The sequence below is a fragment of the Streptomyces sp. SID3343 genome (genome assembly GCF_009865215.1).
GTDB lineage: Bacteria > Actinomycetota > Actinomycetes > Streptomycetales > Streptomycetaceae > Embleya.
The window spans coordinates 41,966-50,849 of record NZ_WWJX01000860.1; the positions used below are offsets into that span (position 1 = coordinate 41,966).

Sequence of the window (8,884 nt, forward strand, 5' to 3'; positions counted from 1 at the left end):
ACCCACCCCTCGTTCACGGGTGGGAAGGGCGTCAGCCGATCGCAACCAGGGCGCGGTGGTGCTTGCCCTGCTCCACCTCGTCCACCACGGCCACCGCCAAGTCGGCATAGGAGAACAGTCGGTCGCCCGCCGCGGCCGGCAGCACGGTGCTGTCGCCGGTGCGGTACTCGCCGGTGCGTTCGGCCTCCTCGTCCAGTGCGGTGGGCGGCGGCGCGAGCAACACCCAGTCCACCGCCGACTCGGTGTCCGCCAGCACCTCCAACTCGGCCAGGTGCCCCAGGGAGAATTCGCGGGCGGCCTCGGGCAGACCCTCGGCGTCCAGCAGACGCACCCCCGGCTCGGTCTCCAGCAGTAAGCCGATGCCGACCAGGACCAGGCGGTCCACACCCGCGCGGTCGAGCCCGGTCAGCAGCGCGCGCGCCGCACCACCGAAGAACTCCACCACAGGCAGGTCCCGTTGCCACGCGGCCTGTACCACCGCGTCGTGGCCCGCGACCAGCGTCGCCACCGAGTCGGCGTCGGTGACGTCACCGGCCACGACCTCGACACCCTCGCCCGTCAACCCCGGATGCCCTGCCGGGTCGCGCACGACCGCCGTCACCCGATGGCCGCGCGCCAGGGCCTCCGCCACGACCCGCTTCCCCGCACGACCGCCCGCACCGAAAATCAAGATTTTGGCCACTTGGTCATCCCGTCCCTTTGAAGGTTCGACTCGAAGGTTCGAATCGAAAGTCGGACTTGAAGGTTCGACGTGGAGATTCCACGTAGAGATTCGACGTGCAGATTCGACGTGCAGGTTCGACGTCCCCTACCGGCACACCCGGTCGGGTTTGTGCAGCCCCAGGCTCAGCGGCAGATCCTCCCGCTGCCGGACCTTGAGCTTGCGGAACACCCGGGTCAGGTGCTGTTCGACGGTGCTGCGCGTGATGAACAACTGCTCGGCGATCTCGCGGTTCGTGTGCCCGCGTGCCGCCAGGAAGGCCACCCGTCGCTCGGCGTGGCTCAACCCCTCGTGCTGCCGCTCCGGCGCGGCCACGGCGGACGGCGTCAGGCGCGGGAACGGCACCAGCGTGGTGGCACCGCACTCGTTCGCGACCTCGTGCGCCAACCGGGTCTCCATCCGGGCCCGACGGGCCGCGCCGAGCGTGCCGTACACCGTTGCCAGGTCGAGCATCACCCGGGCCAACTCGTACCCGGCGCCCGCCCCGCGCAGCAGCTCGACGGCCTCGGTCAACAACTCCTTGCGTTCGGCCACACGCGGCGACATGCCCGCGAGCACCCGCAGCGTCGTGCCGCGCACCCGCGGGAAGCGGTCGCCGATCAGCTCCAGTTGCCCGCGCAGCAACTCCTCGGCGCGGGCGGTCTGCCCCATCCGGTGCAGTGCCTCCGCCGCACCCTCGCGCCACGGCACCAGCGTGGGCGCGTCCAGGTTCCAGGCCACCGCGGAACTTCCGCAGTCCAGGAAGTCCTCCAAGGCCGCCTTCGGGGCGTCGGTGGCAAGCCGGAACTGGCCGACCGCGCACCGGTAGGTGAGCCCGGCACGGCTGGGCAGGAACCCCATCGGCACCGGCCGGTGCACCACTTCCGCAGCATCGTCCAGTCGGCCCAACCGCACCAGCGCGGTGAGCAGGGTCGACAACGGCAGCTCGGACACCGCGCTCCCGCGGCCCTCCCGGAACAGCCTCACCGCGGTCCGCGCGAGTTCCTCGGCGGCCGGCAGATCGCCCGACCGCAGGCTGATCTCCGCCCGCAGGGCCATCAGGATGAAGTGGCACGGCGACCCGTCGCGTTTGGCCGCGTTGGTCAGGTGCAGATCACACCACTCGGCGGACTCGGCCACATGCTCGGCGTAGAGCAGGGTCAGCAGGGCCGAGTGCACGGTCTCGAAGCTCAGGTCGTGGCACAGTTGGCTCTGCAACACCTGGCGGCTGTCCAACAGGACGTGTCTGCTCGAACGGTTGGCCAGTACCAGAGTCAGCGTGTCGGCCGACCGCAGCCGGGCGTCGATCCCGTTGAGCAGCGCGCCGCGGACGGGCTCGCCGTCGGCTCGGCTGCTCGGTGCGCGCAGCAGCGGCGCGAGCTTCGGGAACGAGTGCGCCAACCACAACCACAGGATCCGCACGCTGGACGAGGCCGCCGCCTCCGGATCGTCGAGCCGGGTGTTCAACCAGGTCAGGGCGTCCGCAGCGGCACTGATCCGACCACACCACAAGTGGTGCTTGATCAGCGTCACGGTGTCGTCCACGTCGAGCCGGCCGGCGCGCATCGTCGCGGTCAGACTCGCGACGTAGGGTTCGGCGGCCCGCGGGTCGATCCGCCACATGATGTCCAACAGCATCGTGTGCGTCCTGGCGCGCAGCCGCTCGTCGGTGGTCGAGCACGCACTCAACTCCAGGCAGTGCTTGGCGAACTCCGCGTCGTGCTCGGACGCCGCCACCCGTGCCGCCTTGATCAGGACGTCGATCGCCCAGGGCGCGGCCGGTGTGCCCGCCGCGATCACGTGCTCCACCACGGTGCGGTTCGACGCATCGGCGTAGTGCAGGAGTTCCGCCGCCCGCCGGTGCAGTTCGGCGCGCTCGACCGCGGTCATCGAGGCCAGGACCGCCGGTCTGCTCCGGTCGTGCCGGAAGCGGCCCTCGTGCAGCAGGCCGGTGGCGGTCAACTCGGCCGAACCGGCCTCGACCGCGTTCGGTTGCAGGCCGACCAGCTTGCCCAGCAGCGCGCTTTCGCACGTGTCGGTCAGGATCGCCGTGGCACGGGCGATCCGCAGCGCGGCGGGCGACGCCCGGTGCAGGCAGTTCAAAACCGCCCGGTCGTAGAACTCGCCGGGTTCCGGATCGCGCAGGCCCACCGGATCGCAGGACGACTCGGCCTGCGCCAGGTGGTCGTCGAGCACCGCCTGCACCAGCCGGGGGTTGCCGCCGGTGATCGCATGGCAGGACGCCGCGAAGTGCGGTCGTACGTCGCCCAGTCGGGAGGCGACCACCTTGCGCACCCCGCTCTCGGTGAGCCGACGCAGCCGGATCGTGCGGTAGTCGGGCTGGGCCGCCCACTCCTTCTGGGTGGGCGGCCTGCGGTGCGCGGCGGAGTCGGTCTGCGACAGCACGAACAGCACCTGGGCCGGGCGCAGCCGGCGCTGCGCGAACAGCAGGCAGTGCGCGGAGGCGGCGTCCATGTGGTGGGCATCGTCGATCACCACGACCAGTCTGCGCCGCGTCACCAGTCGCCGGAGCAGGGCCAGGGTCGCCTGCCGCGCAGGCGTGATGAGCCGGTCCACCGCGTTCGGCTCGCCCATCGCGCCCTCGACCAGCCCGGTCAACGTGTCCGGGGTGTCCGCCTCGCCGCCCTGCAGGAGTTGGTGCACGACCGCAAGCGGCAGGTCGCGCTCCAGCCGGGAACACGTCGCGGTCAACACCAGAGCGCCGGATGCGGCGATCTGTCGGGTGAACGCCCGGAGCAGGCTGGTCCGGCCCGTGCTGGGCGGCCCCTCCACTGCGACGACCACCCCGTCCTTGCCGTCCGCACATCGCCGGAAGGCGTCGTGCAGGACGGCGAGTTCGGCGACACGTTCGGCGAGGACGATTTCCTGAACGGAATGGCTGGTCGACAATGGATGTACCCCCCAGATTCACGACGCCGGAGAGGCCCTCCGCCCGAAGGACGGGCGACGGCGGACCGTGTCCGTGAAATCGGAAGAGGCGGAGCGACATGCCACGAGCGTCGCTGGTCGTCGAGCGGACACGGAGCAGCGCCGGTACGGGCCCGGCCGGCGAGAATCAGCCATTCGGTCCGAAACGAGCGGTGGAAGGACCGGCTCGACCCGTACGACTTCCAAAGTGTGACACAGCCGGTCGACCGAGGTCGCCTTCTGTGACGTGGTAGGCACGGATAGGGGTGTAGGGGAGGGGAGTTGCCCACTCCTCCCAGGTCACAGCGGCGCCGCCGGGTCCGCGTGCGGCTGCGTCGAGAGGGGGTGCCGGAACACCGAGTGCGGGTCCCAGGCCGCCTTCGCCCGGCGCAGCGGCAGCAGGTTCTCCTTGTGGTACAGGGCACCCACCGGCAGCGGGGAACTGTTCCAGGCGGCATCCAACAGGTCCAGGTCCGGCCAGTTCGGCGCAATGCCGTCGGTGTGCCCGTTGGGCTCCGGCACTCCGCCGGTGGCCGCGTGCACGTCCCGGTACAGCCGCCGGTTCCACTCCAGGTGCCGTTCGTCGTCGGCCGGCGTGTCCCACACGCTGAAGAAGCCGGCGAGCACGGTTCCCGCGCGATGGGGAAACGCGGTCGCGCCGGGCGCCGGCGCGTTGATCCGGCCGCCGTAGGTGGTCAGGGACAGCCCCGACGACGGGCCGGCGTAATCGGGGCGGGTGAGATGGCCGAACGCGGTCGCGATCTGCTCGTCGGTGTACCGCCGGTTGAGGATCGCGATCTTCGACTTCCACCGGGGCGGGCCCAAAACACCCTGCGCGACCGAGGAGTCCGGGAAGGCCAGCGCCGCGGTGAGCCAGGCCGCCGAGGCCGAACGGGACACCCTCGGTGTCACCAGGAGTCCGGCCGAAACCCGGGCCAGGAAGTCCGCGAGCACCGCCTCGGCGCCCGGCTCGGTCGGGTCGATGAACGCGGTGACCCGCACCTGACCCGCTTCGACCCGGCGCATGCCCAGCGTCCCGTACAACCGGGTACCGGGGGAGCCGGGCGCGCTGTTCTCCTCGCACCACGCACCGAAGTTCGCGGCCAGTCGCACCAATCGGTCCTCGTCCAGGTCCGCCCAGTCCCACACCGCCTGCACGGCGCACTGGGCGCGCGGCGGGGTGGGCAGCAGGCGAGCGGGGTCGGTGCCGACGGCGCCCGGGGAGCGCATCCAAAACCGGGTCGCGGCGCCGAACGTGCCGCCGCCGCCCCCGACATGGGCCCACCACAGGTCGCGGTTCGGGTCGTCCTCCTCGCGCGTGGCGACGACCGCACGCGGTACGCCGTCGGCACCCACCACCACGGTCTCCACGGCGTACAGGTGGTCGGCGATCAGGCCGTGTCGGCGGGCCATGGTGCCGAAGCCGTTGCCGGGTATGTGGCCGCCCGCGGCCACCGCGTTGCAGTCGCCGCCCGGCAGCGTCACGCCCCAGGTGTGGTGCAGGGTTTGATAGATCTCGCCCATGGTGGCGCCGGGTTCGATCACGATCGCGTTCCTGGCCGGGTCGTGGGAGATCGACCGCATCCTGGTGAAGTCGATCAGGTGCTCGACGTCGTCCACCAGGGTCTCCAGGCAGTGGCCACCGGAGCGCACCCCGATCCGTTGCCCCGCCTGTACGGCCCGATCGACGGCCTCGACCACGTGCTCGGTGCTGCCGACCACGCTGATCCGCTCGGGGCTGGCCCGACTTCGCCGGTTGTAGCCCCGGTCGAGCAGAGCGGCGTAGCGGGGGTCGTCTCGGGTCACGACGACCGGTTCGACCGTGCGTGTGGAACTGGACATCCGGATCACCCTCCGAGCATGGCGGCAGAGCGGAATTCGCCGCGGGAATTCGTGGATCGCGCGGCGCCGGCGGCACCGGGACGCGATAGCCGAGGAATATCGGCGGCCCGCCGGAGAACGTACCCGGATATCGCCGCGTTGTATTCGAGACGAATAGCGGTAGGGGTTTCTATGGGCGGCCGGTAGGGGGTTGATGACAACCTTTGCGGCCTTGCACCATGACCTATCGCGACCGTTCCTCAGGAGGGGAAAAGGCGGCCGTCGGACACTGGGGAGAACCTCATGACCGCATCCACCGCGCAGTATGCGGACGCGCTCAGATCGTCGTTGAAGGAAATCGACCGGCTGCGCCGACAAAACCGCGAACTCCTCGCCGCGACCAGCGAACCGGTCGCCGTCGTCGGCATGGCGTGCCGGTTCCCCGGCGGGGTCGAGACGCCCGAGGACCTGTGGCGGCTGGTCGCCGACGGCACGGACGCCGTCGGCCCCTTCCCGCGGGACCGCAGCTGGCCCGAGGACCTGTACGACCCCGACGGCGGCGGGCGCAGCGTCACCGGACACGGCGGCTTCCTGGACGGCGTCGCCGACTTCGACGCCGACTTCTTCGGCATCTCTCCGCGCGAGGCGCTCGGCATGGACCCGCAGCAGCGGCTGTTGCTGGAGACCGCCTGGGAAGCCATCGAACGCGCCGGCATCGACCCCCGGTCGCTGCGCGGCACCCGCACCGGCGCCTACATCGGCTGCAACAGCCAGGACTACGCGCTACTGCTGGCCAACGCGCCCCACGACGTCGAGGGTCTCGTGTTGACCGGCAACGCCGCGAGTGTGGCGTCGGGTCGGATCGCCTACCAACTCGGGCTCACCGGACCGGCGTTGACCGTCGATACCGCGTGCTCCTCGTCGCTGACCGCGTTGCACCTCGCGATCCGGGCGCTGCACGCGGGCGACTGCGAGACGGCGTTGGTGGGCGGCGCGACCGTGATGAGCACCCCCACCGCGTTCGTCGAGTTCTCGCGGCAGGGCGGACTCGCCCGCGACGGGCGCTGCAAGGCGTTCGCCGCGGGGGCCGACGGCACCGGGTGGGGCGAGGGCGTCGGCGTACTGGTGGTCGAGCGGCTGTCCGAAGCCCGCCGGCGCGGCCGGCGGGTGCTCGCGCTGGTGCGCGGGTCGGCGATGAACCAGGACGGCGCCTCGAACGGGCTGACCGCGCCCAACGGCCCCGCCCAGCAACAGGTGATCCGGCAGGCGCTGGCCGCCGCCGGACTGCGACCGGCGGAGGTCGACGCGGTCGAGGCGCACGGCACCGGCACCGATCTGGGCGACCCGATCGAGGCCCAGGCCCTGTTGGCCGTCTACGGGCAGGACCGCGAACGGCCGCTGTGGCTGGGCTCGGTGAAGTCCAACATCGCCCACCCGCAGGCCGCCGCCGGAGTCGCGGGCGTGATCAAGACGGTGCTGGCGATGCGGCACGGCGTCCTGCCGCGCACCCTGCACGTCGAGGAACCGACCCCGCTCGTGGACTGGTCGACGGGCTCGGTCGAACTGTTGACCCGGGCACGCCCGTGGCCCGACACCGGTCGCCCGCGGCGGGCGGCGGTCTCGGCACTGGGCATCAGCGGCACCAACGTGCACGTCGTGCTGGAGCAGGGCGACCCGGTCGAGCCGGCCCCCGCCTCCGACGACATCGGCCCCTCGCCGTGGGTGCTCTCCGGTCGGACGGCCGGCGCGTTGCGCAGCCAGGCCGCCCGGCTGGCCCGGTTCGCCGCCTCGACCGGCGCCACCCCGGTCCAGGTGGCCCGCTCGCTGGCCGCCACCCGTTCGGTGTTCGAACACCGCGCCGTGGTGCTCGGTACCGACCGGCACGACCTGCTCGCCGGCACCGCGGCCCTGGCCGCGGACCGTCCCTGCGTCGACGTGCCGACCGGCCGGGCGGTGCGCGGCCGACTTGCCGTCGTGTTCACCGGCCAAGGCGCGCAACGCGTCGGGATGGGCGAGCAGTTGCGGGCGGCCTTCCCGGTGTTCGCCCGGGCCCACGACGAGGTGTGCGCGCTGTTCGACCCGCTGCTGGGTCGCTCGTTGCGCGAGGTGACCGCGTCGAGCGCCGCTCTGGACCGCACCTGCTACACCCAGCCGGCGCTGTTCGCGTTCGAGGTCGCGCTGTTTCGTCTGGTGGCCTCGTGGGGCGTGCGACCGGACCTGCTCGCCGGCCACTCGGTGGGCGAGATCGTGGCGGCGCACGTGGGCGGCGTGCTGGACCTGGCGGACGCGGTGCGCCTGGTGGAGGCCCGCGGCCGGCTGATGCAGGCGCTGCCCCGGGACGGCGGAATGCTCGCGGTCGAGGCGTCCGAGGCGGAACTGGCCCCGCTGTTGGCCCCCTACGCGGATCGGGCGGGGCTCGCGGCGGTCAACGGCCCGTCGTCGGTGGTGGTCTCGGGCGCTGCGGACGCACTCGCCGACGTGGAACACCGGATGCGCGCCGCGGGACGACGGGTGAAGCGACTTCGGGTGTCGCACGCGTTCCACTCACCGCTGATGACCCCGATGCTCGCGGACTTTCGCGCGGGACTGGCGGGGATCGCCTTTCGGGTGGCCCGGATCCCGGTGGTCTCGGCGCTGACCGAGGACGCGGATCCGGCCACGGCGGACCACTGGACCGCCCACGTCGGCCGGCCGGTGCGGTACGCCGACGTGGTACGCCGCCTGGAGGCCCAGGGGGTGACCACCGTGCTGGAGGTCGGACCGGACGCGGTGCTGACGCCGATGACCACCGACAGCGCCGCCGACCCGGCCGCACTCCACGCGATCCCGACCCAGCGCGCCGACCAGGACGAACCCCGGGCCGCACTGGCCGCGTTGGCACGCCTGTTCACGCGCGGGATCGACCCGGACTGGCCGGCGGTCGTGGGCAGCGGCCTCGCGCCGCTGGACCTGCCGACCTACGCCTTCCAACGCCGACGCTACTGGCTCGACGGGGCCGCCACCGGCACCCGCGACGATCACGTACCGCAAGAACCCCGCGGGTCCACCGAGCCCGAACCGGCCACCCTGCGCGCAAGATTCGCCGAGCTGGACGCCGACGCCCGGACCGAGGAACTGGAACGCATCGTGCGTTCCAGCGTCGCCGCCGTCCTCGGGTTCAGCGACGACGAGCCCGACCCGGAGCGCGAGTTCGCCGAACTCGGCCTCAACTCCCTCACCGCCTCGGAGCTGCGCCTGCGCCTGGACGCCGCCACCGGACTGCGGCTGCCCGCCGGGGCCGTGTTCGACCACCCCACCGTGGCCGCCCTCACCCGGCGGCTGTACGACGGGCTCACCGCCGACCTCGGTGCCCCGCCGGCCCCGGCGCCGCTGGTCGGGCTGTTCCGCCGGGCGTGCGAGAGCGGGCGGACCCAGGAGGGCCTGGCGCTGCTCGTC

At 72.3% G+C, this 8,884-nt stretch carries 4 protein-coding genes; 1 reads left to right on the plus strand and 3 read right to left on the minus strand.

Going from position 1 to position 8,884, the window contains the following annotated elements; genetic code table 11:
- Nucleotides 1-31: 31 nt before the first annotated feature.
- From GT354_RS26605 to GT354_RS26615, 3 genes are all read right to left on the minus strand, one after another.
- Nucleotides 32-682, minus strand: a complete 651-nt coding sequence (locus GT354_RS26605; RefSeq protein ID WP_346012185.1) for an NAD(P)H-binding protein — start codon at nucleotides 680-682, stop codon at nucleotides 32-34.
- Nucleotides 683-808: 126 nt separating this feature from the next.
- Entirely contained in the window at nucleotides 809-3,610 is a 2,802-nt protein-coding gene (locus GT354_RS26610; RefSeq protein ID WP_161358902.1) for a LuxR family transcriptional regulator, read from the minus strand.
- Nucleotides 3,611-3,928: 318 nt separating this feature from the next.
- Nucleotides 3,929-5,470, minus strand: coding sequence for an FAD-binding oxidoreductase (locus GT354_RS26615; protein WP_161358903.1), 1,542 nt, complete (start codon nucleotides 5,468-5,470; stop codon nucleotides 3,929-3,931).
- Between the two features lie 282 nt (nucleotides 5,471-5,752).
- On the opposite strand from GT354_RS26615, the gene GT354_RS26620 reads away from it, so the two are divergent.
- On the plus strand, nucleotides 5,753-8,884 hold a 3,132-nt coding region (locus GT354_RS26620; protein ID WP_161358904.1), incomplete at its 3' end, for a type I polyketide synthase.

Excerpts from the sequence above, each read along its gene's own strand:
- GT354_RS26615 (WP_161358903.1), bottom strand. The coding sequence starts at position 5,470 with ATGTCCAGTTCCACACGCACGGTCGAACCGGTCGTCGTGACCCGAGAC.